The organism is Streptomyces sp. NBC_00631 (assembly GCF_045206895.1).
GTDB lineage: Bacteria > Actinomycetota > Actinomycetes > Streptomycetales > Streptomycetaceae > Streptomyces.
Genome location: NZ_CP107734.1, coordinates 1,540,097 through 1,562,170 on the forward strand (window position 1 = coordinate 1,540,097; position 22,074 = coordinate 1,562,170).

Here is a 22,074-nt window from a genome sequence, read left to right on the forward strand (position 1 = left end):
CGTGGGTCAGGCGAAGACGTCCTGCTGGTAGCGCTCCTCCGCCTCCAGCTGGGCGAGCCACTGCTGGGCGGTCTCGTCGTCACTGCCGGTCTTCTGGCGGTGGATGGCGGCGAGGGCCTCGCGGACGGCGGGGGCCATACGGCGGCCGTCCCCGCAGACGTAGACGTACGCGCCGTCTTCGATGGCTTGCCACACCGTGTCGGCGGCATGGGCGATGGCGTTCTGCACGAACCGGGCCGGGTGGCCGGTCACCGCGGAGAACGCGGTGTGGACGTGCGCGATCCCGGCCTGCTCCCAGTCCTGCATCTGCTGACGGTAGAAGTAGTCGTGCTCCGGGTGGCGGCAGCCGACGAAGACCTGCGACAGGCCGACCTCGGTGCCGTTGGCGTGCTGCCAGGCCCGCTCCTCCAGGAAGCCGCGCAGCGGCGCGATGCCGGTGCCGGGGCCGATGAGGATCAGCGGCGTGGCGGGGTCGGCGGGCGGGGCGAAGGCCGGGGAGGGCACGCGGACGTAGCCGTGGACGACGTCTCCGGGTTCGAGGCCGGCGATGTAGGAGGAGCAGGTGCCGCGGTACTGGCCGTCGCCGGACAGGGCCGGGCCCTCCAGCAGGCCGACGGTCAGGCGCACATGGCGCGGGTTGGCCGACGGGGCGGAGGAGATGGAGTAGAAGCGGGGGCGGATCGGGCCCGTCATCTCCAGGAAGACCGCCAGCGGCAGCTCGACCGCCTCGAAGCGCTCCAGGAGGCCCAGCACCGAGACCCGCTTGCCGAGGATCTCCTTGCTGTAGCGCTCCTCGGCCTCCTCCGTCTCGGCGGTGTACGCCTGCAGCTGCGGCCGGGTCCAGGGGCACTGGGTGTACTCGGACAGGGTCTGGATCTGGGAGCGGGTGGCCACGTCCTGCAGTTCCAGGAACTCGGTGAGCAGGATGCCGGCGGTGACCGGAGTGCCGACCGGCAGGTGGGTGCGGCCGCCGCCGGGCTGCTCCAGCCGGAGCACCTGGTCGTACTCGACACCAAGCCGCCTCAGTGCGCGCTCCACCAGGGCGAGTTCGTTCTTGGCGAAGACGGCCAGGTGGTTGCCGGTGTCGTAGCTGACGCCGTCGGGCAGCTCGAAGGTGATGGACTTCGCGGACGGGCGCGGCGGCTCGACGCTGAAGTCCCACAGGCCGGTCGCGTCCGCCACGAGCTCCTCGTTGGCCACCACCGTGAGCGGGTACGCCTGCTCGGACACGATGGCGGGACGCACGTCGGACTCGGTGAGCAGCTGGACCTCGTAGCGCGGGCCGCTCGCCGCGGAGGTGTCGGCGGCGTACTCCTCGGCCAGGGTGGCCCACAGGGTGTCCGTCCAACGACTCGCCATGCCGTCGAAGTCACCGGCGGCGTCCGCGATGCCACGCTCCACGACCGGGATGGCGCCCGCGGCCAGCAGACCTTCCTCGATCCGCTTGGGGAATGCCTGGAAGGTGGCCACCCACTGGGTGTTGCCGGCGCCCAGCAGCGCGAACCGCACATTCGACAGCGCACCCTCCGGCAGTCCGGCGGCGAGCAGGTCGTCGAAGCGCTGGGCGTTGTCGGGCGCCTTGCCGTTGTAGCTGGCGGCGACGACGGCGAGCAGGCCCTCGGTGGGCAGGTTGTCGCCCAGCTCGTCCAGGCTCATCAACGTGGTGCCGAAGCCGGAGCGCTCACCGCGGTCGGCGATGGTGCGCGCCAGGTCCTCGCAGGAGCCGAGGCTGGAGCCGTAGGCGACGGTCAGGTTCACCCCGACGCCGCTGACCGCTGTCTGCGCCTGCGTGTCACCGGTCTGCAGGTCGGCGGCGCCGAAGACGGTCCTCTGGTGCTCCTGACGCCTGCGGACGACCAGCTGGAAGTCGCCGGGCTTACGGGTCAGGGCCTCGCGGACGTCCATCTTGTAGTCGGTGGTGTCGGAGAACCTGAACTTCTGCAGCACCAGCGCCAGCGCCAGGCGGGCCTCGGTGAGCGCGAACTGGCGGCCGATGCAGGCACGCACGCCGTTGCCGAACGGCTTGTAGGCGTGCGGGTGCTGCTCGGCGCGGTTCTCCGGCAGCCACCGGTCGATGTCGAACTCCTCCGGCCGGTCCCACGCCGTGGGGTGGGAGTGCAGCGCGCCCATGAGGATGTTGGCCCTGGTTCCCTTCTTCAGCTCGTACCGGTCGCCGATGACGGTGTCGTCGATGGGTGCCTTGGCGATCAGCGGGATGGGAGCCCACAGGCGCAGGGTCTCCTCCAGGATCCGCGGGATCACGTCGAGCTGCATGATCGTGTCGTAGTCCGGAACCGTGTCACCGGGCAGCAGGCGGTCGACCTCGGCGTATGCCTGCGCCAGGACGTGCGGGTTGCGCATGAGCGAGTACGTGGCGAACGACAGCAGGCCGCTGGTGGTCTCGTGACCGGCGATCAGGAAGGTCACCACCTGATCGCGGACGTTGTCGTCGGCCAGCAGCTTGCCGGTCTCCGGGTCGGTGGCCTCCAGCATCAGGCCGAGCAGGTCCTCCTCGCCGGTGCCCTTTCCCTCACGGCGCTCCTTGATCACGCTCTCGACCAGGTCGCGCATCAGCTGGATGTTCGCGCGGTACTTCCTGTCGTCCGCCTTGCGGAGCTTGGTCATCATCGGCAGCTCCTGGGAGCGCCGCATCGACTCGATCAGCGCCTCCAGCAGCGAGTTGAGGAAGGGGTGCAGCTCCTCCTTGCCGAAGGACCGGAAGCGGTAGCCGAAACCGGACAGGGCGATGGTGTCCAGTGTGAGCCTGGTGTAGTCGTCGGTGACGGCGACCGGCCGGCCCTCCCGGCTCTCCCACTTGCCGACCAGGTTCTGGGCGATCTCCAGCATCTGACCGAAGTAGGTCTTCATGGCCCGCTGGCTGAAGGCCGGCAGCAGGATCCGGTGGGCCATGGCCCATTCCTCTTCGTGCTGGTGGGCCGTGAACAGGCCCGCCCCCGCGTAGTCCCGTACATGGCTCAGCGGCGTCTTCTCGATCTGCTTGAAGAACCGCGTCTCGTCGCAGACCTCGGCCACCAGGTCGGGGTCGTAGACGAAGACCTGCTGGATGCCGGCGATGTCCATGCCGTAGATGCCCTCGGGGAACTGCTTGGACAGCTCGTTGAAGTACTCCACCGGGTTGGTGTCGGGGATCTGCGGCGTGTGGCCGAGCAGCGGGATCCCGCGCGGGGACCGGACGGGGCGAAGGTCGTTCGCGGAGTGCGTGGTCATGACTTGCTCCTCTGCGTGGAGGGGGGGCTGAGGTGATGGGCAAGGGCGCGTAGCGCTGGTCAATGCAGTGGCGCCGCAAGGAAACATACGCCGTATGGAATTGGTACCGTACGGCGTACGGAAACTCGACGCAACCCCCGCCCCTCCACTCCGCCGCCGCAATCGGGGTCATTTCCGTACGATGTATGAAACTGGTACCGTACGGGGTATGGAAAAGCAGACGAAGCGTCCCCCGCGGGGCACGAGGAAAAGAGACGTGCCTCTGACCGAGGCCGGGATCCATGCCGCCGCCCTTCGGCTCATCGACGAGGACGGGGTCGAGGCGCTCACCATGCGCAGACTCGCCACCGCGCTCGACGCGAACCCGATGTCGCTGTACCACCACGTGCCGAACAAGGAAGCCGTGCTGCGCGGCGTGGCGAGAATGGTCGGCGCCCAGTTCCGCACCGTGACGCTTCACAACGCTCCCTGGCAGGAGCGCATCCGTCTGCTCGCCACGGACTTCCGGACGCTGGCGCACCGTCACCCGAAGCTGATGGCCTACTCCTTCAGCCAGCCGGACTTCGTCCAGCCCGACGACCCGTTCTGGACCGCGCTCACCGCGATCGTGGCCGCTGCCGGGGTGTCGCAGCCGGAGGTCCCGGAGATCGCCGCTCTCACGGTCGCCGTCGTCATGGGTGTCCTGAGCGCCGAACTCAACGGCTTGCTCCAGCAGTGGGCGAGCCTCAAGTTCCCCGGCGCCGGTGCCGGCACGGACGAGGCCACGGACCCGGACCGTACAGGCCCTGATCAGGACCACATGTTCCGGCTGGCGATCGACACGCTCATCACGGGACTGGAGGGCCGGTTCGCCGCCGGTCGTAACGGCGCCGGTCGCTGAGTCCGTGGCGCCAGGGTGTCGCGGCCCGGGCGCGTCCAGGGATGGACGGGTTCAGGCCGCGGTACGACACCGCGACGCACAGGGAGCCGCCGATCCCTCCGAAAGCCGGTCAGGGCGGTAGCGCATGAGCGGCATGGAGGCGATGCGCACGCAGGCGCGTGGGCCTCCGGTGGCTGCCGAGGGCGGCAGCACCTTCAACGTCGCTCGCGCCCGTGATGCCGCCCAGGCCTTCGACTCGCGCTTGCGGTCTTCACGCTCGCCATCAACGCCCTGCGCCATAGCGGTGGCCGATACATCCTCAGCCTTGGCGTACGGCCGATGCGGTGCACGTCGCTGTCACTGACCTCAGCCCGCACTCCAGGGAAGGCGCCCCTGGCCGCGACGGCGGCGCCGGTGGGTTCGAAGGCCCTGTTCCGCCCCCTGACCCGCGAGGCGGAACAGGCCCGGCCACGGGCGGGGTGAAGCCACCGGCTCACGGATCGCCGCCACGGTGGCGGCGGACAGCGCGACGCTCGGGTCGTCAGCGCAAGGGCGAGTACGCGGTGGGCGTCAGCGGGGTCTGGTCGACGCCGACGATGTGGCTGATGTCGAAGCCCTCCATGTCCGCGCGGAATTCAAGGCTCGACAGGTACGCCTCCAGCCGCTCCTGCCCGTCGTCGGTGTCCCTGTAGGAAACGAGGGCGTACAGCTGAAAAGTCCCGTTTCCGGGCGCCGTGGGCACCGTCCAGACGCCGTGTGTGGTGATCCGGTGCTTGGCCATACCGGGAATGTGGTTGGCCCAGATCTTCTCGTAGGCGGAGAGCGCGTCGGCGCTGCGCAGAGTGTAGACACGAAGCTGGTACTGGGGCATGACATGTGTTCCTTTTCTGCTGAGCACGGAGGGTCGGCGGTCAGCCTGGGGAGAGAAGGCGCGCCAGTTCGGTGTCTCAGCCGATGTGCCCGGACTCGGCACCTCGCGCCCGGCCGTCGAGCTCGTGGCGGGTCCCGTCGTACCGGTGGGACGTGTCGGACGTCCAGCGGTGTCCGCCGCCCTCCCCGCGGTAGAAGCGACCGTCGCGGTAGAAGAGACCGTCGCAGTCGTGCCGGGGCGAATCGGTGCCGTGGTGGTCCTGGTGCCAGCCGCGGGTCGCGTCGCAGGAGTAGCCCTGTTCGAGCAGGTAGCCGACGCCGTGGTCCCAGCTGTGATCGGTGGTCTCGGCCCGGACAGCCGGGCGCGGGGCGTGCGCGGGCGCAAGGGGCGCGGCCGCAGCGGTGCCCCCGGCACCGAGGACGGTGACACTCGCGACCGTCACGGAGGAGACAGCGACGGCGATGCGCTTCGTGAGCTTCTTCATGATCTTCCTTCCCGGTGGCGTGATCTGCGCCAACGGCGGTTCGGTCAGGCGATGTGCGGCGCCTGAGGTGGTCGGGGTAAACAGTTCCGTACGTTGTATGGAATGACCCTCCCATTATTGCCATACGATGTATGGAAATGTCGAGGTGACGAAGGCCACGGGATGGCCGCCGCGGACGCGTGTCAGCAACTTCCTTTCTTCACAAGCGAGTTGGCCATCACCGTCCCCTCGGCGCAGCGGTGTTTGCCGTGGTCGCAACGTGCGGGCCCGCGGCTCCCGGCCCATGCTGGAAAGGAGGGGGTGCAGCGGAGGAAGTGGTGGAGATGCGGACCGTTGTCGACCTCACGCGCTGCCAGGGGTACGCCCAGTGCGTGTTCCTCGCGCCGCAGGTGTTCGAGCTGCACGGCGAGGAGGGACTGCTGTACGCCACGGCTGTCCCCGATGACCAGGCCGAACGCGTCCGCGAGGCCGCTGCGGCCTGCCCGGTCCAGGCGATCCTCCTCGGGGAAGAGGTGAGCAGTGGTGTCCGGTGACCTGAAAGAGGGCCGGATCGTCGTCGTCGGCGCGTCGCTGGCCGGCCTGAGAGCCGCGGAGGCGCTGCGCGAGGAGGGCTTCACCGGCTCACTGACCGTGGTCGGAGACGAGCCGCACCCGCCCTACGACCGGCCGCCGCTGTCCAAGCAGGTGCTGCTCGGGCAGGCGACGGCGGAGACCACGGGGCTGCCGATGCGCCGGGATCCGGACGCCGAGTGGCGCCTCGGCGTGCCTGCCACCGGTGTGGACCTGCTGGGGAAACGGGTACTCCTGGCCGACGGGGAGTCACTGCCCTACGACCGGCTGCTGATCGCCACCGGGACCCGCGCGCGGCCCTGGCCGAACCCGGCGGAAGCCGCCCTGGACGGGGTCTTCACCCTGCGCACCCGGGAGGACGCCACCGGCCTGGCCGAACGGCTGGATGCGAGGCCGCAGCGGGTGCTGGTGATCGGCGGCGGTTTCACCGGCTCGGAGATCGCCTCGGCCTGCCGGGAACTGGGACTTGAGGTCACGGTCGCCGAACGCGGCTCCGCACCGCTGGTCGGCGCTCTCGGCGGCACCTTGTCGAAACTCGCGGCGGTCATGCAGCGCAACCACGGCGTGGACCTGCGCACCGGGGTGACGGTCACCGCCCTGCGCGGAAACGGCGGCTTCACCGGCGCGGAGTTGTCCGACGGCAGCCGCGTGGACGCGGACGTCTGCGTCGTCGCGCTGGGTGCGGTCCGCAACGTCGAGTGGCTGGCGGACTCCGGCCTGGCGGCGGGCCCGCGCGGCATCGCCTGCGACGCCGGGTGCCGCGCCTTCAACATGTACGGGATCGTCACCGACGACGTCTTCGTGGCCGGCGACGTCTCCCGCTTCCCCCACCCGTTGTTCGGCTACCAGATGCTGTCCCTGGAGCACTGGGGAAACGCGGTGGAGCAGGCCGCGGTGGCGGCGCACAACATGGTCAACCCCGGGCCGATGCAGCGCCCGCACCTGTCCGTCCCGACGTTCTGGTCGACCCAGTTCGGACTCAACATCAAGTCCGTGGGGGTACCCGCCTACTCCGACCACGTGGTCATCGCCCAGGGATCCCTGGAGGCACGCCGGCTGGCCATGGTCTACGGCTACCAGGGCCGGGTCACCGCCGCCGTCACCGTCGACATGGCCAAGGCGCTGGACTACTACCGGCACCTGATCGAGACGGCCGCGCCGTTCCCGCCGCCGCCCGGCGCGCAGGACCGGGCGATCGCGGCCGACATCCCGATCCCCTCTCTCGTGCCGGATCCGTCGGGGCTGTCCCACGGCCCGACCGTCGCTCTCACCGGCCATCTTCCCGACCGCCGGCTGACGGTGGTGTAGCCCGCGTCCCGCCCGACCCCGAGGAGCCGTCATGGACTCCGCCACCTTGCTGGCCCGGATCACCGACTACGCCAGCCGCCCCGACCCCTACCCGTTGTACGCGGAACTCCGCGAGGCCGGTCCCGTGGTGCGGCAGGAAGACGGCAGCTATCTGATCGGCACCTACCACGAGATCGCCGCTCTGCTCCACGATCCGCGGATGAGTGTCGACCCCCGTACCCGAGGCGAAGTGGCGCACAAGCCGCCCTTCCTCCGGCTCGACGACCCCGAGCACCACAGGCTGCGCACGCTGGCCATGCGGCCCTTCGGGCCCCCGCACAGCCCCGGCCGGGTCGACTCCATGCGCGGTGAGATCGACCGGATCACCAAGGAACTGCTGGAGCCCTTCGAGGCGGGCAAGCGGATCGACATCGTCGACGACTTCGCCTACCCGCTGCCCGTCACGGTGATCTGCCGGCTGCTCGGCGTGCCGCGCGAGGACGAACCGCTGTTCCGGGCCTGGTCCGACGCGCTGGTCGCGGCCGCCGACGTCAGGCCCGAGGACGAGTCCGCCGAGGAGGACAAGGCCGGCGACCAGGCGCGGATGGAATTGGGCGGGTACCTGGTGAACCTCGCCGAGCAGCGTCGTGGCGATCCGGGCGACGACATGCTCTCCGCCTTCGTCAACGAACCGGACCCGGCCATGCGTCTCACCCAGGAGGAACTCGCGGAAACCGCCGTGCTGTTGCTCATCGCCGGGCACGAGACGACGGTCAACCTGATCGCCAACGGCTCGCTCACCCTGCTGCGTCACCCCGAGCAGCTGGACCGGCTGCGACGCGAACCCGAACTGCTGCCGCGCGCGGTGGAGGAGCTACTGCGCTACGAGCCCCCGGTCCACATGCGCGGGCGCGTCCCGCACGCCGACATCGACGTCGCCGGCACCGAGATCCCGAAGCACGCGTCCGTCATTCTGGCGCTGGCCTCGGGCAACCGCGATCCCATGCGGTTCGACGAGCCCGACCGGTTCGACCCCACCCGCCCGGACAACCAGCACCTCGGCTTCGGCAGCGGTATCCACATCTGCTACGGCGGGCCCCTGGCCCGCATCGAGGCGCAGGCCGCGCTCGGCGCGCTCCTTCCCCACCTCGGCGGGGCCGGTCTGGTCGAGGACCCGCCCCCGTACCGGCAGAACGCCATGCTCCGCGGACCCCGCCACCTGCCCGTCCAACTGTGAGGCCGCATGGCCACGGCGCCCTGAAACCCTTCCTGATGATTCGATCACCCGTGAGGGGCTTGACGTACGAGCACTGGCATCTGATTATTTCATCAGAAATGGGCGTTTTGCTCTATTAAGAGACATGCCGACCGTGTGCCGCTCACCAGGACATCGCCGTTCACCCCGGCTGCACACAGGGCGCCGCGCCATGCGCCGACGCTCTCCCTTCCGCACCGATGGGACGACCGCGATGACCAGCACTGACCGAACCCCCGGCCCCACCCGCCCCGCCCGGGCCGGTGAACCCCGCGAGATGCCCGACGCCGCGATAGCGATGCTCGACGCCGAGGGGATCGTCGTGGGGTGGACGCGCGCCGCTCAGCAGCTCGTCGGTCACCCGGCCGAGGAGATGGTGGGCCGGTCCGCCGCACACGTCCTGGCGACCTCCGAGGACGTGCGGAGGGTCTCGGAGTTCTCCCAGCGGTGCCGTACGCGGGGCGGCTGGTCCGGCACCGTGGAGATACGCCACCGCGACGGCCACCCGCTTCGGATGACGCTGAGCGTCTCGCTGCTGCGGGGGCGGGACGCGGGCATCCGGTGGCTGGTGTCCGTGACGGACATCGGTGCCCTGTCGTCGGGGATGACCGGAGGACCGGTGCGGGAGTGCCTCCTTGCCCGAGCCCCGATCGGCATCGCCGTCTATGACCCGCAGCTGCGCTGTGCGTGGGTGAACGACGTCCTGGAGCGTCAGGACGGCGTTCCCCATCACCGGCGCTTCGGGCGCGGGCTGAAGGAGTCACTGCCCGCCGTCGAGGCCGAAGCGCTGGAGGTGGTGATGCGGCAGGTGCTGGAGAGCGGCGCGACGACGGTGCACGAGTACCGTGCGTGGCCGCCCGCGGACCGGCCCCGTGAGCACGCGTTCGCGGCCTCTTTCTTCTGTCTCCAGGGCGCGGACGGCGCGCCGGTGGGCGTGTGCTCCATGACCGTGGACGTCACCGGGAACCGGCGGGCGCGCGAGCGCCTCGCCATCCTCAGCGAGGCCGGCACGCACATCGGGAGCACCCTCGACGTGATGCGGACCGGGCAGGAGCTGGCAGAGCTCGCCGTGCCCCTGCTGGCCGACCACGCCCTCGTCGATCTCGTGGAGTCCGTTCCGTTCGGCGTCGAGCCGTCGGCACGGACCGGCACGCCCAGTGGCCGCCCGCAGCTGCTGCGCCGGGCCGGCGTGGCCTCCGTCGACCTGGACGTCCTGGAGTTGCCATGGGTACGTGAAGAGGTGGTCCACGCCCACCCGGACTCGCTGTTCTCCGCCGCCATGCACACGGGCCGCTCGTATCTGGAGCCGGTGCTGGACACCCGCTCCGGCCCCTGGGTCGACCACGACCCGGTGCGGGCACAGAAGGTACGCGACAGCGGCGTCCACTCCTTGATGGTCGTACCCATCCGTGCGCGACGCTGCGTGCTGGGGCTGGCGCTGTTCGGCCGTTCCTCGGAACAGACACCGTTCCAGGAGGACGACCTGCTCCTCGCCGAGGAGCTGGTCACCCGGGCCGCACTCTGCCTGGACAACGCGCTCCAGTACGCGCGCGAGCGCACCGCCGCCCTCACACTGCAGCGCGACCTGCTCCCCCACCGTGTACGGGGCGGTGCCGCCGTCGAGGTCGCCTCGCGCTATGTGCCGGCCGACCTGGACCACGGGGTCGGGGGTGACTGGTTCGATGTGATCGAACTGTCCGGCGCCCGGGTGGCCCTGGTCGTCGGCGACGTGGTGGGCCACGGCATCAACGCCGCTGCGACCATGGGCAGGCTGCGCACCGCCGTGCGCACCCTCGCGGACCTCGACCTGCCACCGGACGAACTGCTGGCGCACCTCGACGACACGGTCAGACGCCTGAACGACGAGGACGACGACGTCTGCGACCCCGTCCCCGCGGTGGTGGGTGCCACCTGTCTCTACGCCGTATACGACCCGGTCACCCGACGGTGCACCATGGCGCGGGCCGGGCATCCACCGCCCCTGATCCTTGACGCGCGAGGCGGGGTCTCCGTCCCCGACCTGCCCGCAGGAGCCCCGCTCGGCCTCGGCCTCGGCCTGGTGCCCTTCGAGTCGGTGGAACTGGAACTGCCCGAAGGAAGTGTGCTCGCCTTCTACTCCGACGGCCTGGTCGAGTCCCGCGACGAGGACATCGACGTCGGCCTGCAGCGCCTGGGCGCCTCCCTGACCCAGCCGGGCGCCTCCCTGGAGGAACTGTGCTCGCGTGCGATGGAGACCTTGTCGGCTCAGGCACCCGCCGACGACGTCACCTTGCTCCTTGCGCGGACTCGCGCACTGCCACCGGCCCAGGTCGCCTCCTGGGACCTTCCGAACGGACTCGTCACCGTCCCGGCAGCCCGGCACCTGGCAGCCCGTCAGCTCAGGGAATGGGGTCTGGAGCCGCTGGTGACGCCCGTGGAGTCGATCGTCAGTGAACTGGTCACCAACGCGATCCGGCACGGCGACGGCCCGAGCCGCCTACGACTCATCCAGCACCGGGTGCTCACCTGTGAAGTCTCCGACACCAGCACCGGCCGGCCACGATCCCGTCATCCCCGCCCGCTCGACGAGCACGGCCGCGGCCTCTACCTCGTCGCTCGGCTGTCACGCAGGTGGGGTTCCCGCTCCGCGACGGACGGCAAGGTCGTCTGGGCCGAACAAGACCTCCCCTCCGCGGCCGTCGCCCTCTGACGCGCCGGCGGCCGACAGCCGCCACAGATCCTCTCTCCCGCAGCCGCGGGCCCTCTTGATGGAAGCCGGACACATGGACATCGCGAATGCTGAGAACACCGACCCGTCAGGCGTCTGGGAAGGAGCGACGAGTGTCTTCGGCGCCGCTCTCCGCGGCAGGCCGTGCGCCTTCGACGGTCTTGCCGCCGCCATGCTCGACGAGCGAGGCGTGGTGGCGGGGTGGACCGGGACGGCACAGGACCTGACCGGGTTCCGCGCCGACGAGGTCCACGGCCGCCCCGTACAGGAGCTGGTCACCGGCCTCCCGCACGACCTGCGCAGGGCCGCACGGCTGCCGGCGACCGGCCGGGTACGCCTGCGGCACCGGTGCGGCGACACGATCGACGTCACCTTCCGGACCACACGGGTGAGCGGCTCGGCGGACATCCTCGTGCTCGCGGCCCCCACCCATCACCTCGTCGGGCACCAGCACGGGGCAGCGCTGCTGCGCGCACTGTCCGCGCAGAACCGGATCACACTCGCTCTGCACGCCCTGGATCTCACCACCGTGCGGACGAACGCCATGCCGGACCCGCTCGACGGCCGTCCCGTACAGCCGGGCACCCGGCTGGGTGACGTGCTGTGCGCCGAGGACGCCGAGAGCATCGAGGCGGTACTGCGCCAGGTCCTCGCGACCGGTGTCCCGGCGCTCGGCAGGAACCAGCACGTGAGCTGGCGGCACCGTCCGGTGCGGCACGCGCTGTCGCTGTCCGCCTTCCGTCTGGAGGACGCGCGCGGACACCCCACGGGAGTCGCCGCCCTGTACGTGGACGACACCCGCCAGGCGCGTGCCCGCCGGCAGCTGGATCTCGCCAGTGAGGTCGCCGAGCGGGTGGGAGGGTCCCTGGACGTCGTGCGGACCGCGCAGGATCTCGCGGACGTCCTCGTACCGGCCTTCGGCGACCGCGCCGCGGTCGACCTCGCGCAGGCTGTCTTCGACGGTGACGAACCCGCCGAACGGCTGGGCGGAGGAGATCTGCATCTGCGCAACGCGGCCCTGGCGCCGGCCGCCGCTGCCTGGCCGCCCGGCATCGAGCGCGGCAACCTCGTCCCACCCCTGTCCGACCACCCCCTTCTGCGCCGCTTCCAGCACGGTGAGACGGTCGTCTACGGCCGGGACGACTTCATCGCCCTGATCGGCGGTCCGCAGCTGGTCGAGCAGCTCCTCCCACCGAACGCCCACGCGGTGATGGTGGCACCGCTGCACGCCCGCGGCCTCACCCTCGGCGCGATCGTGGTCTGGCGCACCGGCCTGTCCGAACCGTTCACCGAGGACGAGATCGACCTCATGAGGCAGATCGCCTCACGGGGAGCGCTCGCCATCGACAACGCCCGCCGTCACACGCGCGAGCACAGAGCGGCCATGGCCTTGCAGCGCAGCCTGCTTCCGCCGGCCATGACCGACACCCCGGCAGCCGAGACCGCCGGCGTCTACCTTCCCACCGGCCGTGGAGCGGGCACCGGCGGCGACTGGTACGACGCCATCGCCCTGCCCTCACTCCGGCTGGCTCTCGTCGCCGGGGACGTGATCGGCCAGGGCATCCCCGCGAGCGCCACCATGGGCCGTCTGCGCGCCGCCATCCAGACACTCGCCGACCTCGAACTGGAACCGGACGAGTTGCTCACCCGCATCGCCGACCTGGTCCAGCGCCTCGCCGCGGAAGCACCACCCGGCGGCCATGACGTCATGGGCGCCACGTGCCTGTACGCGGTCTACGACCCGGTCACCCGACGGTGCGCCATGGCCAGTGCCGGGCACCCGCCGCCCGTGCTCGTCCGGCCCGACGGGACCGCCGAAGCCGTCGGCCTTCTTCCGGGCCCACCCCTCGCCGTCTGCGGCATGCCGTACGAGACAACCACGATCGACCTGAAGCCGGGCAGCGTCCTCGCGCTCTACACCGACGGCCTGGTCCACCGGCGCGCGCACGACATCGACGACGGGCTCCGCCGGCTGACCGACGCGCTCACCACGTCCTGCCGCCCGGACCGCGCTCTGGACGAGACCGGCAGGGATCTCCTGGACGCTCTCGTCGACGAAGCACCGCGCGACGACGCAACCCTGCTGCTGGCCCGTACGCGCGCCGTACCGGCCAAGGACACCGCCCACTGGCCGATCCCGGCCGACCCGGCGGCTGTCTCGGACGCCCGGGCATGGGCGACCGGCCAACTCACCGCATGGGGGCTGGAGGACCTCCTCTTCCCCACCGAACTCATCGTCAGTGAACTGGTCACCAACGCGATCCGCTACGGCCGTCCGCCGGCGGAGCTGCGGCTGATCCGCCACGACGTTCTCGTCTGCGAGGTCACCGACTCCAGCAGCACCCAGCCCCGCATGCGCCGCGCCCGCACCACCGATGAGGGCGGACGCGGCCTGTTCCTCGTCGCCCAGCTCGCCGAGCGCTGGGGCTGCCGCCATGGCCACAACCGCAAGACCATCTGGTCCGAACAGCCCATCGCGCGCCACCGCTGATCACTCCATGAGCACCTGCGCCTCAAGGGGCCCGCATCGCGAGTCCGGCAGGCTCCTCTTCGCCGAGCTGGGCGATCCGCGGCAGACCGCGCCCTCCTCGACGAAGGATCTCGTTCGGGCCGGAAGTGGATCACGTAGTGGTGGCGAATGCGACGAGGTGCCGGGCTGTGCCGGCGGGATCGACGATCTGGTGGAGGTGTGCGCCGGGCAGGTGTGCCACACGCCAGCCGCGTTGACGCGCCTCGGCGGCAAGGTCGTCGTACGGAGGGCCGAACAGCAGGTAGGAACAGGGATGGTCGTCCCAGGCGCGGGGGGTCGGGATGTGCTGCTCGTAGTAGGACAGCGGCAGGGTGGGCTGCTCCTCGGTGACCGTCCTGCGGACCACCGGATCGGAGAACATGGGTGCGACGTCGGCCTCCTCCCACCAGTCGGTCCAGCGAGGCAGCCTGCCGTTCACCGCCATCGGGCTCAGGAACTCCAGCAACTCGGGCGTGGCGACAGGTGTTGGTCCGATTCGGGCAGGCAGAGCGGCGTCGACGAAGATCGAGCCGGCCACCGGCTGGTCGAGGCCCGATCGAATCACCGGGAGAAACAAGCCGGCGTTGCTGTGTACCACCAGCGTGACGGGACTGTCGGCCGGGACCTGCCGCAGGTCGTCGCGGACGGCGTCCACAACGCGCGGCCAGAAGGGCGGAGCACCGGCACCGATGTGCAGCAGGGACGGCACCCGCACCTGGTGTCCCGCCGCCGTCAGGTGTTCGGCCACGGGGCGCCAGGTCGAGGGGCCCACGGACGGACTGTGCACGAGAACGAAGATCGGCTGCATGTGACGATCCTGCCGCCCGTGCCGTGGGAGGCGGGGCGGTCTTGGCCGACAGCAGAACACTTGCCCCTGCCACCAGACCTCTCCGGCGCCGTGCAGCGCCATGTCGACGATCCGGTTCGGCGCACGGTGCGGGATGTCTCACGATCCTGCGGCCGGCCCGGGCCGCGCGGACCCGGCAGGGCGGGGGTCCGGGGCGGCGGCGCGGTACGCGTCCCGGACGCGTCGGTCGCTGACACGCAGGGCGAGAAGGGCGGCGCACAGGCACAGGGCGGCCAGGGTGAGAAAGGCGATGCGGTAGGGGTAGGTGTCGTCGCCGTCGGTACCGGCCGGTGGGGCGAGGGATGCCACCAGTGTGCCGGCCAGGGCCACTCCGAAGGCGCCCGCGGTCTGCCGCTGCATGTTGAGGAGGGTGGTGGCGTCGGCCGTACGGGAGGGCGGGACGGTGACGAAGGCGGCGTTCTGCGCGCTCGCGAAGAGGAGGCCGACGGAAGTGCCGAGCAGGTACAGCGCCGGGTAGAGGGCCAGGGGGTGCGGGGCGGCGGTGAGGAGCGCCAGGAGGACGATGACCACGACGGCTCCGGCGCCGCCCGCGACCATCAGGCGGCGGGGGCCGGTCCGCTCGTGGAGTCGGGGCACGACCTGGGAGGCGGTCAGCATGCCGAGCGCCTCCGGGAACGTGGCCAGGCCCGAGTGGAGCGCGTCGTAGCCCAGGTCGGTCTGGAGGAACTGGGGATACAGGTACAGGACGCCCATGAAGGCGGCCCCGGTGGGCAGCAGCACCAGCTGGGTCGTGCGGAAGAGCTGGTCCCGGGCCACTCTCAGATCGATCATGGGATGCCGGGTGCGCAGTTCCCAGAGGGTCACCACGGCCAGGAACGTGACGCCGGCTGCCAGGGGAGCCACGGTGTCGGCGCTTGTCCAGCCCCGGTCCGGGGCCGCGGTGAGGGCGTACAGGACCGCGGCGAGCCCGGCTCCCGCGAGGAGGAAACCCGGCACGTCGAAGCGGTCCGCCCCCGGACCGGGGAAGTCGGGCAGGGTCACCAGGCCGAACAGCAGAGCGAGGACGCCGACGGGCAGGTTGACGAGGAACACCCAGTGCCAGGAGGCGGTGTCCACGAGCCAGCCGCCCAGGACGGGTCCGAGAGCGGGAGCGACGGCGGTCGGCAGCATGACGTACCGCTGTGCGCGCAGCCGCTCGGCCACGGGGAACGCCCGCAGCATCATCGTCATGCCCACCGGGGCGAGCAGACCGCCGCCCACTCCCTGCAGGACGCGGTACCCGGTGAGTGCTTCGAGGGAGCCGGCGGTGGCGCACAGCCCGGAGGCCAGGGTGAACAGGAGCAGGGCGGTGAGTGCGGTGCGCCGGGTGCCGAAGCGTCGGCCGAGCCAGCCCGAGAGGGGGATGAAGACGGCGAGCGCCACGAGGTAGCCGACATTGACGGAGCTCAGGCCGGAGGCGTCCACACCGAAGTCGCGGCCGATGGCCGGGAGGGCCACGTTGACGATCGTGGTGTCCATGATCGCCATGAAGTTCGCGGCGACGAACACCCCGCAGACGGCGGCCTTGGCGGAGATCCGGCTCCCGAAGACGCGCGGGCCTTCGACGGTCACCGGCCGTCCCGGAGCCAGTGGACCTGCTCCTCGGTCAGCGTGAGGCGGCATGCCTGGAGCGAGTTGTCGATCTGGGCAGTGGTCCTCGGGCCGATGGACGGCCACACGCCGGGATGGTGAAGGGTCCAGGCCAGGGCCACGGTCTCGGGCCGGCTGCCCAGTTGCGCGGCGAGTTCGCGGCAGCGGACGCGGCGGTCGCGGTTTTCCGCGGTGTCGTACGGGTCCGGCTTGCCGTGGTGCTCTTTCGGTGTGGTGCGTGCGAAGTGGCCGCGGGCCTGTGAGGACCAGGCGAGCAGGGGCAGTCGGTGTCCGCGGACGACGTCGAGTACGGCGCTGCCGGCGTGCAGGCTGCCTTCCAGCAGCGCCGGGTCGGGTTCGGCGAGGCTGAACTGGTAACTGGCCACCGGGGTGTGGCCCCGCTCGCCCAATTCGGTGGCGAGCTCCGACAGCCGCTCGGGGCGCCAGTTGGAGACGCCGACGCGGCGGGCGTGTCCGGCCTCCACCAGACTCACGAGCGTGTCCGCGAGTTCGGCGACGGACCGGATGGGGTCGTCGCAGTGGTAGAGGAGGATGTCGATGGTCTCGACGCCGAGGTTCTCCAGCGCGGACCGTACGTGCGCGAACACGGTGTCCCGGCTCAGCGGTATGTCTCCGCCGGTGGAGTCGTGACCGACCTTGGTGGTCACGCCGAGCGTCCCGGGGTTCGCGCGCAGCCACGGGCCGACCGCCGCCTCGGCTCTGCCGCCGGCGTAACTGTGCGAGGTCTCGACGAGGAGCCCGCCCGCGTCGGCGAAGTGGGCGAGGCGCTCGGCGGTGGTCTCGGCGGGCTCCGCTCCGAAGGGGCCGCCGAGGACGAATCGGTGCGCGGTGCTCGCCAGGCCCTCCTCGTCGAGGAGTCCGTCGAGCAACTGCAGGGGGGAATGCGGCATCGGGCCACACCCTTTCGAGGTCGATACGAGCGTCGGTACGTCCGGGCCGGTTCCGTGTGCGGAGGTCAGTCCCGTGCCGGAACCCGCCGGAATCCGTCGACGTCGGCGAAGGGCCGGGGCAGGTGCGGCCGGAGCGGGATGTGGAAGGTGTTGAGCATCATCGCGGACATGCTGAAGCTGCCGATGCAGCCGATCAGGTCCAGGACGCCTTCCTCGCCGAACAGGGCGACGGCCTCGGTGTAGGTGTCGTCGGTGACGAAGTGGTCGTAGAGCATCTCGTGGGCGAAGGCGTGGAAGACGCGCTCGTCCTCGGCCTTGAATCCGGGGTCCTCGCCGCGCGCGAGGCGGTCGAGGCACTCGGCCGGGACGCCTTTCTCGACGGCCTGCTGGATGTGGGCGTTCCAGGCGGCCTGGCTGTCGAAGTGGCGGGCCGCGATCAGCACGCTCAGCTCGCGCAGCCGCTGCGGGAACCGGGACTCGTTGCGGCAGTAGCGGCCGAGGTGCTCGACCCAGGGGGCGAGCTGCATGTTGCGCGCCCAGGCCAGGAAGGGCGGTGGCGGTTCGACTCCGGGGCCGACGATGGCGGCGAGGAGTTCGGTCTGTTCGGGGGTCAGGCTGGTGAGGGGGGTCAGACGCACGGGTGCTGGGCCTTTCGGAGGCATGAAGGTGCCGCAGGGATCACCGGGCGGTGTCCTGGGTCCTGGGGAACGAGCCGTGGGGGGCGACCGCGCCGCACCGGCGCGGAGCCCGAGGAGAGTGGCCGGGCGAGCGGGACATGACCGCTCGGCAGGGCCGCGGCGCGCGGCCGGTCGGATGCGGGCCGCGGCTGTGGAACACCCCACGCGCTGCTCCCCCGCCCGCAGAGCCGGGTGAGGGCGGGCGTAGCCGGCGCGCGCGGTGCGGTGGGACCGCCTCGGGAAGCAGGGAGGCGGTCCTCAGGCGGTGCGCCACCAGGCGTAGTACTTGTCGCCGTAGCCGTCCATGATGTCGGCGTACTCGTGGTCGGCGTCCGGGAACTCGAAGAAGTCGTGCGGGACTTCGAGGTCGGTGAAGCGGATGTCCAGGTCGCGGATGGTGGGCGCGAGGCGGGTGTCGAGGCGGCCGGACAGCAGCCGGACCTGGCTGGTGCGCCGCAGTTCGGGGGCGTTGGCCAGGACCAGGCTCCAGGGGTGGCAGAGGTCGTAGTACTCCTGGTCGCCGAAGTAGGTGTTGTTGACCCGGTCCTCCGGCTCGTCCTTCAGATCGCGCAGGATGGCGGGGGCGACCGCGGACACCTTGCCGAAGACCTTCGGGTACTTCAGGCCGAGGTGGAGGGCGCCGAACCCGCCCATGGAGAAGCCCTCGACAGTGCGGGCGGCGGCCTCGGGAATGGTGCGGTAGCTGGAGTCCACGTGCTCGACCAGGTCGAAGGCGGTGATCTGGGCGAGCGGGCGGGCGCCGTCCTTGGAGTCGACGTACCAGCCGATCGGCAGGATCTGCGGTACGACCACGATCGTGGGCGGGATGACCTCGCCCCGGATCGCCTTGTCGATCCGCGCAACCATTTCTGAACCCTGGCGGGCGTTGCCGAACCCGCCGTGCAGCCAGTAGATGACGGGGAAGCGGCGTTCCGGCTCGGTCTCGTACTGCGGCGGGAGATAGAGCTGGTAGCTGCCCTGGGCGTCCGCGCTGCCGCGCGAGGGCTGGGGGTAGAGACCGAAGGTGGTGAGCTCCTGGTCCTCCTGGACCTCGTCGATCCACTGTTGTTCGATCTCTGCCATCTGCTCGGGGGTCGTGCGTACCTTGTGGACCTTCTCTGCCACGGGGCTTGTCCTCTCGGGGATGGTCGTGGTGCGGTTCCCGGGTCCTCCGAGGCAGGTGCGGCAGCCCTCCGACCCACCAACCCGGTTGTTCCATTACGTGGAATGACGTATTCTCTTGTGGAACGCTCATCAGTGAAACCGTGCGACGGGAGCCTGTCAATGGCCGGGATCGAAACTTCAGCGGACTCACAGACCGACGCCCGCGGGGGCCGCAGTTCCCTCGCCGGGAACGCCACCGACAAGGCACTCAACCTGCTGGAGGCGGCCTCGGCCCCTGGCTATCCGCACCGGCTGGGCGATGTCGCCGCAGCCGCCGGGGTGCCCAAGGCCAGCGCGCACCGCATCCTGCAGAACCTGGTGGTGACCGGTTTCCTGGCCTCCGACGGCAACGGCGGCTACGGCCCCGGACCGCGGATCCGGGCGCTCGCCGCCCGGATCACCCAGGGCTGCGAGGAGGACCAGGTGATGCGGGCGGAGCTGGAGGTGCTCGGCCGGAGAATCGGGCACACGGTCCACATGGGCGTGCGGACCGGCGACGTGGTCACGCTGCTGGTCAAGGTGGCCGGTCCGAACCCGGTACAGGACTCCTCCCGGGTGGGCATGCAACTGCCCCTGCACACGACCGCGATCGGCAAGTGCGTCCTCGCCGGCCTCGACGACGGGCAGCTCGCCTCGCTGGTCGGCAGAGTGGGACTGCCGCCCCGTACGGAGAACTCCGTCACCGATCCCGCCGAACTGCGCGCAGAACTCGCCAAGGTCCACGAGCGGGGTTTCGCCCTCGACGACGAGGAGAACGAGATCGGCGTACGCTGTCTCGCCGTACCGGTCCACGACGCCAAGGGCGTGGTCATCGGCGCCGTGAACGTCTCGACGATCGCCTTCCTGGAAACCCGTGAAGCCCTGCTGAGCCGGGTCGACCTGGTCCGCACCACGGCGGACGCCCTGCACGGCCTGCTGGGCTGAGCCGCGGCGGGTCCTGCTCCGCCCGCGCGTACACCATTCCGGGCCCGCGCACCAGAACATGATCCGCACGCTTATCCTGCGCACCCGTCGCCCAAATCGCCTTGCGCCAACGCTGGACAGCAGCGCGCCGTTTCAGCAGGGTTACAGCACTGGGCCGATCGCGTCTCGTCCGCACCGCGGCAGGAGACGCCCGCGCCACGGTTCACCGGCCAGCCCCCGGAGAGCCCGCACCACCGCAGCACCTGAGCCTGATCCTCGCGAGCAGCGGGAGCACCTCCGGTTCGTCGCCGCTCATCCCTGAAGACCGCCGGTACGGCCCGGCCCGTCTTCGGCCGTCGCCACACGACGGTCCACCGCGACGCACCCGACCCTGCTCCCCTCCCGGCCCTCTGCCGGCCGACTCGCATCCTCCCCGCGACACGCGCGGGTGGGCCCCGTTTCCGGGCGCCACCCGGGCTCGACGGCATCCGTCGTCCGTGCCCGGCGTGTGCGGATGTTCCCCACCTCATTCAGCTGCCTGCCTTCCGGTCTCCGCCGCCGTGGCGGATCTCCCGTGGCGCAAGGAGAAGACATGCACCCTCTCGACTCCACCTCCCGCCTGGCCGGCCCGAGAGCACGCCGGTCCGCCCACCTGAACCGCGGTGGCCTCGTGGCGCTGACGGCCGCGCTCGCCCTCACCCTGGCGGCCTGCGGCGGCGGCAAGGGCACCGCGGGCGTCCAGAGCACCGGCAAGGCGGTGCCGGGCGACACCCTGACCGTCGCCGAGCAGCAGGCCCCGCCCACCCTCAACCCGGGCAGCCTCGACCTCGGGTTCGTCGACTTCACGATGCTGTCGTACGAGTCGCTGTTCTACCTCTCCCCCGACGGCACCGTGCAGCCGGCGCTCGCCAGGTCCTGGAAGTACGTCGGCACCGGCAACACCGAGCTGTCCGTCACCCTGCGCTCCGGGGTGAAGTTCGCCGACGGCGAGGCCGTGACCGCCGACGCCGTGAAGGCCTCGCTGGAGTACGCCAAGAAGGCCCAGGGCAACCAGGCCCACTACCTCACCGACGCCACGATCACCGCCACCGGCCCGCTCACCCTGACCATCAAGCTGGCCAAGGCCAACCCGATCCTGCCCACCCTGCTCACCCAGTCCTACGGCATCGGCCAGATCATCAGCCCCAAAGGCCTGGCGTCGGCATCGAGCCTGACCCCGACCAAGACCAGCCAGGGCGCCGGGCCCTACATCTACCAGCCCTCCGACAGCGTGGCCGGCGACCACTACACCTACACCGCCAACCCCGCCTACTACGACAAATCCAAGCAGCACTACAAGAAGATCGTCATCCGGATCGTCCAGAACGGCCAGACCGCGGTCAACGCCATGAAGACCGGCCAGATCGACGTCTACAAGGGCGACTACACCTCCGCCGCCTCCGCCAAGGCCGCCGGCATGTCCACCGTCGGCCTCCCCGTCATCCTGCAGGGGCTCAGCCTCATCGACCGCGCGGGCGAGGTGTCCAAGCCCCTCGGTGACGTCCGCGTCCGCCAGGCCGTCAACTACGCCATCGACCGCGACGCCGTCACCAAGGCCCTCCTCGGCTCCGCCGGCACACCCACCGTGCAGACCGTCATCAAGGGCGGCGACGGCTACTCGGCGGACCTCGCCGACTACTACACCTACAACCCCACCAAGGCCAAGCAACTGCTCAAGGAGGCCGGTTACGCCGACGGCTTCACGCTGCCCGTCCTCGCGGCCACGTTCGTCGGCTTCGACACCATGGCCGAGGCGATCGCCGGCCAACTCGCCAAGGTCGGCATCAAGGTCAAGGTCACCGCCGTCACCAGCATCACCTCCTTCGTCGAGAACCAGACCAACCACAAGTACCCGGCGGTCTCCGGTGGCTTCACCGAGGAGCCCATGTACCTGGAGGGCCTCGACCTGTTCATGCCGGGTTCGAAGGTGTTCAACGGCTTCGGCAGCACCGCACCCGAACTGACCACCCTCTTCAACAAGGCGGCCGCCGCCGAACCGGCCGAACGCGCGAAGCTCGACCAGCAGATGCAGCAATACCTGGTCAAGAACGCCTGGTACGCGCCGGTCGCCTTCACCCCCGTCAACTACTACGTCCGGCCCGGCATCGGCGGGGTGAAGGTCAGCGCGGGCGCCCCCTTCGTGAGCCCGCTCGCCATCTACGCCACCAAGTAA

16 protein-coding genes are annotated in these 22,074 nt (G+C 70.6%); 8 read left to right on the forward strand and 8 right to left on the reverse strand.

Annotated elements, in window-relative coordinates:
* Window positions 1-6: 6 nt before the first annotated feature.
* On the reverse strand, window positions 7-3,228 hold the full coding sequence (locus tag OHB00_RS07270; protein ID WP_406432427.1) for a bifunctional cytochrome P450/NADPH--P450 reductase: 3,222 nt from the start codon (window positions 3,226-3,228) through the stop codon (window positions 7-9).
* A 256-nt stretch (window positions 3,229-3,484) separates the two neighbouring features.
* On the opposite strand from OHB00_RS07270, the gene OHB00_RS07275 reads away from it, so the two are divergent.
* A complete protein-coding gene (locus OHB00_RS07275) occupies window positions 3,485-4,108 on the forward strand; it encodes a TetR/AcrR family transcriptional regulator (RefSeq protein ID WP_406432429.1) in 624 nt (207 codons plus the stop codon).
* A gap of 520 nt (window positions 4,109-4,628) precedes the next feature.
* Here OHB00_RS07275 and OHB00_RS07280 read toward each other — a convergent pair.
* Both OHB00_RS07280 and OHB00_RS07285 read right to left on the reverse strand, forming a co-directional pair.
* Window positions 4,629-4,958: an NIPSNAP family protein gene (locus tag OHB00_RS07280; protein WP_406432431.1), complete on the reverse strand. Its 330-nt coding sequence runs from the start codon at window positions 4,956-4,958 to the stop codon at window positions 4,629-4,631.
* A gap of 76 nt (window positions 4,959-5,034) precedes the next feature.
* Window positions 5,035-5,442 (reverse strand): hypothetical protein, encoded by a 408-nt coding sequence (locus OHB00_RS07285; protein WP_406432433.1) that lies wholly within the window; start codon window positions 5,440-5,442, stop codon window positions 5,035-5,037.
* Window positions 5,443-5,765: 323 nt separating this feature from the next.
* Here OHB00_RS07285 and OHB00_RS07290 point away from each other — a divergent pair, with 323 nt between their 5' ends.
* The 5 genes from OHB00_RS07290 (at window position 5,766) to OHB00_RS07310 (ending at window position 13,752) form a co-directional block, all read left to right on the forward strand.
* The gene (locus tag OHB00_RS07290) at window positions 5,766-5,975 is read left to right on the forward strand and encodes a ferredoxin (protein WP_406432435.1); all 210 of its coding nucleotides are present in this window, start codon (window positions 5,766-5,768) and stop codon (window positions 5,973-5,975) included.
* Entirely contained in the window at window positions 5,965-7,320 is a 1,356-nt protein-coding gene (locus OHB00_RS07295) for an NAD(P)/FAD-dependent oxidoreductase (protein WP_406432437.1), read from the forward strand. Before OHB00_RS07290 ends, OHB00_RS07295 begins: the two co-directional genes overlap by 11 nt.
* A gap of 31 nt (window positions 7,321-7,351) precedes the next feature.
* A complete protein-coding gene (locus tag OHB00_RS07300) occupies window positions 7,352-8,536 on the forward strand; it encodes a cytochrome P450 (RefSeq protein ID WP_406432439.1) in 1,185 nt (394 codons plus the stop codon).
* A gap of 232 nt (window positions 8,537-8,768) precedes the next feature.
* Window positions 8,769-11,243: a SpoIIE family protein phosphatase gene (locus OHB00_RS07305; RefSeq protein ID WP_406432441.1), complete on the forward strand. Its 2,475-nt coding sequence runs from the start codon at window positions 8,769-8,771 to the stop codon at window positions 11,241-11,243.
* A 73-nt stretch (window positions 11,244-11,316) separates the two neighbouring features.
* On the forward strand, window positions 11,317-13,752 hold the full coding sequence (locus OHB00_RS07310; RefSeq protein WP_406432443.1) for a SpoIIE family protein phosphatase: 2,436 nt from the start codon (window positions 11,317-11,319) through the stop codon (window positions 13,750-13,752).
* Between the two features lie 130 nt (window positions 13,753-13,882).
* On the opposite strand, the gene OHB00_RS07315 is transcribed toward OHB00_RS07310, so the two are convergent.
* From OHB00_RS07315 to OHB00_RS07335, 5 genes are all read right to left on the reverse strand, one after another.
* Window positions 13,883-14,578 carry an alpha/beta hydrolase gene (locus tag OHB00_RS07315; protein WP_406432445.1) on the reverse strand — a complete coding sequence of 232 codons (696 nt, stop codon included), beginning with the start codon at window positions 14,576-14,578 and terminating at the stop codon, window positions 13,883-13,885.
* Window positions 14,579-14,716: 138 nt separating this feature from the next.
* On the reverse strand, window positions 14,717-16,189 hold the full coding sequence (locus tag OHB00_RS07320) for a DHA2 family efflux MFS transporter permease subunit (protein ID WP_406432447.1): 1,473 nt from the start codon (window positions 16,187-16,189) through the stop codon (window positions 14,717-14,719).
* Window positions 16,186-17,118, reverse strand: a complete 933-nt coding sequence (locus OHB00_RS07325; RefSeq protein WP_406432449.1) for an aldo/keto reductase — start codon at window positions 17,116-17,118, stop codon at window positions 16,186-16,188. The genes OHB00_RS07320 and OHB00_RS07325 overlap by 4 nt, the downstream gene beginning before the upstream one ends.
* A gap of 65 nt (window positions 17,119-17,183) precedes the next feature.
* Window positions 17,184-17,756, reverse strand: a complete 573-nt coding sequence (locus OHB00_RS07330) for a carboxymuconolactone decarboxylase family protein (RefSeq protein ID WP_406432451.1) — start codon at window positions 17,754-17,756, stop codon at window positions 17,184-17,186.
* 297 nt (window positions 17,757-18,053) lie between these two features.
* Entirely contained in the window at window positions 18,054-18,920 is an 867-nt protein-coding gene (locus tag OHB00_RS07335; RefSeq protein WP_406432453.1) for an alpha/beta hydrolase, read from the reverse strand.
* Window positions 18,921-19,079: 159 nt separating this feature from the next.
* On the opposite strand from OHB00_RS07335, the gene OHB00_RS07340 reads away from it, so the two are divergent.
* Window positions 19,080-19,883, forward strand: coding sequence for an IclR family transcriptional regulator (locus tag OHB00_RS07340; RefSeq protein WP_406432455.1), 804 nt, complete (start codon window positions 19,080-19,082; stop codon window positions 19,881-19,883).
* Between the two features lie 571 nt (window positions 19,884-20,454).
* Complete coding sequence (locus tag OHB00_RS07345) at window positions 20,455-22,074, forward strand: ABC transporter substrate-binding protein (protein ID WP_406432457.1); 1,620 nt, start codon at window positions 20,455-20,457, stop codon at window positions 22,072-22,074.

Excerpts from the sequence above, each read along its gene's own strand:
- OHB00_RS07270 (WP_406432427.1), bottom strand. The coding sequence starts at position 3,228 with ATGACCACGCACTCCGCGAACGACCTTCGCCCCGTCCGGTCCCCGCGC.
- OHB00_RS07280 (WP_406432431.1), bottom strand. The coding sequence starts at position 4,958 with ATGCCCCAGTACCAGCTTCGTGTCTACACTCTGCGCAGCGCCGACGCG.
- OHB00_RS07285 (WP_406432433.1), bottom strand. The coding sequence starts at position 5,442 with ATGAAGAAGCTCACGAAGCGCATCGCCGTCGCTGTCTCCTCCGTGACG.
- OHB00_RS07290 (WP_406432435.1), top strand. The coding sequence starts at position 5,766 with ATGCGGACCGTTGTCGACCTCACGCGCTGCCAGGGGTACGCCCAGTGC.
- OHB00_RS07300 (WP_406432439.1), top strand. The coding sequence starts at position 7,352 with ATGGACTCCGCCACCTTGCTGGCCCGGATCACCGACTACGCCAGCCGC.
- OHB00_RS07305 (WP_406432441.1), top strand. The coding sequence starts at position 8,769 with ATGACCAGCACTGACCGAACCCCCGGCCCCACCCGCCCCGCCCGGGCC.
- OHB00_RS07310 (WP_406432443.1), top strand. The coding sequence starts at position 11,317 with ATGGACATCGCGAATGCTGAGAACACCGACCCGTCAGGCGTCTGGGAA.
- OHB00_RS07315 (WP_406432445.1), bottom strand. The coding sequence starts at position 14,578 with ATGCAGCCGATCTTCGTTCTCGTGCACAGTCCGTCCGTGGGCCCCTCG.
- OHB00_RS07325 (WP_406432449.1), bottom strand. The coding sequence starts at position 17,118 with ATGCCGCATTCCCCCCTGCAGTTGCTCGACGGACTCCTCGACGAGGAG.
- OHB00_RS07340 (WP_406432455.1), top strand. The coding sequence starts at position 19,080 with ATGGCCGGGATCGAAACTTCAGCGGACTCACAGACCGACGCCCGCGGG.
- OHB00_RS07345 (WP_406432457.1), top strand. The coding sequence starts at position 20,455 with ATGCACCCTCTCGACTCCACCTCCCGCCTGGCCGGCCCGAGAGCACGC.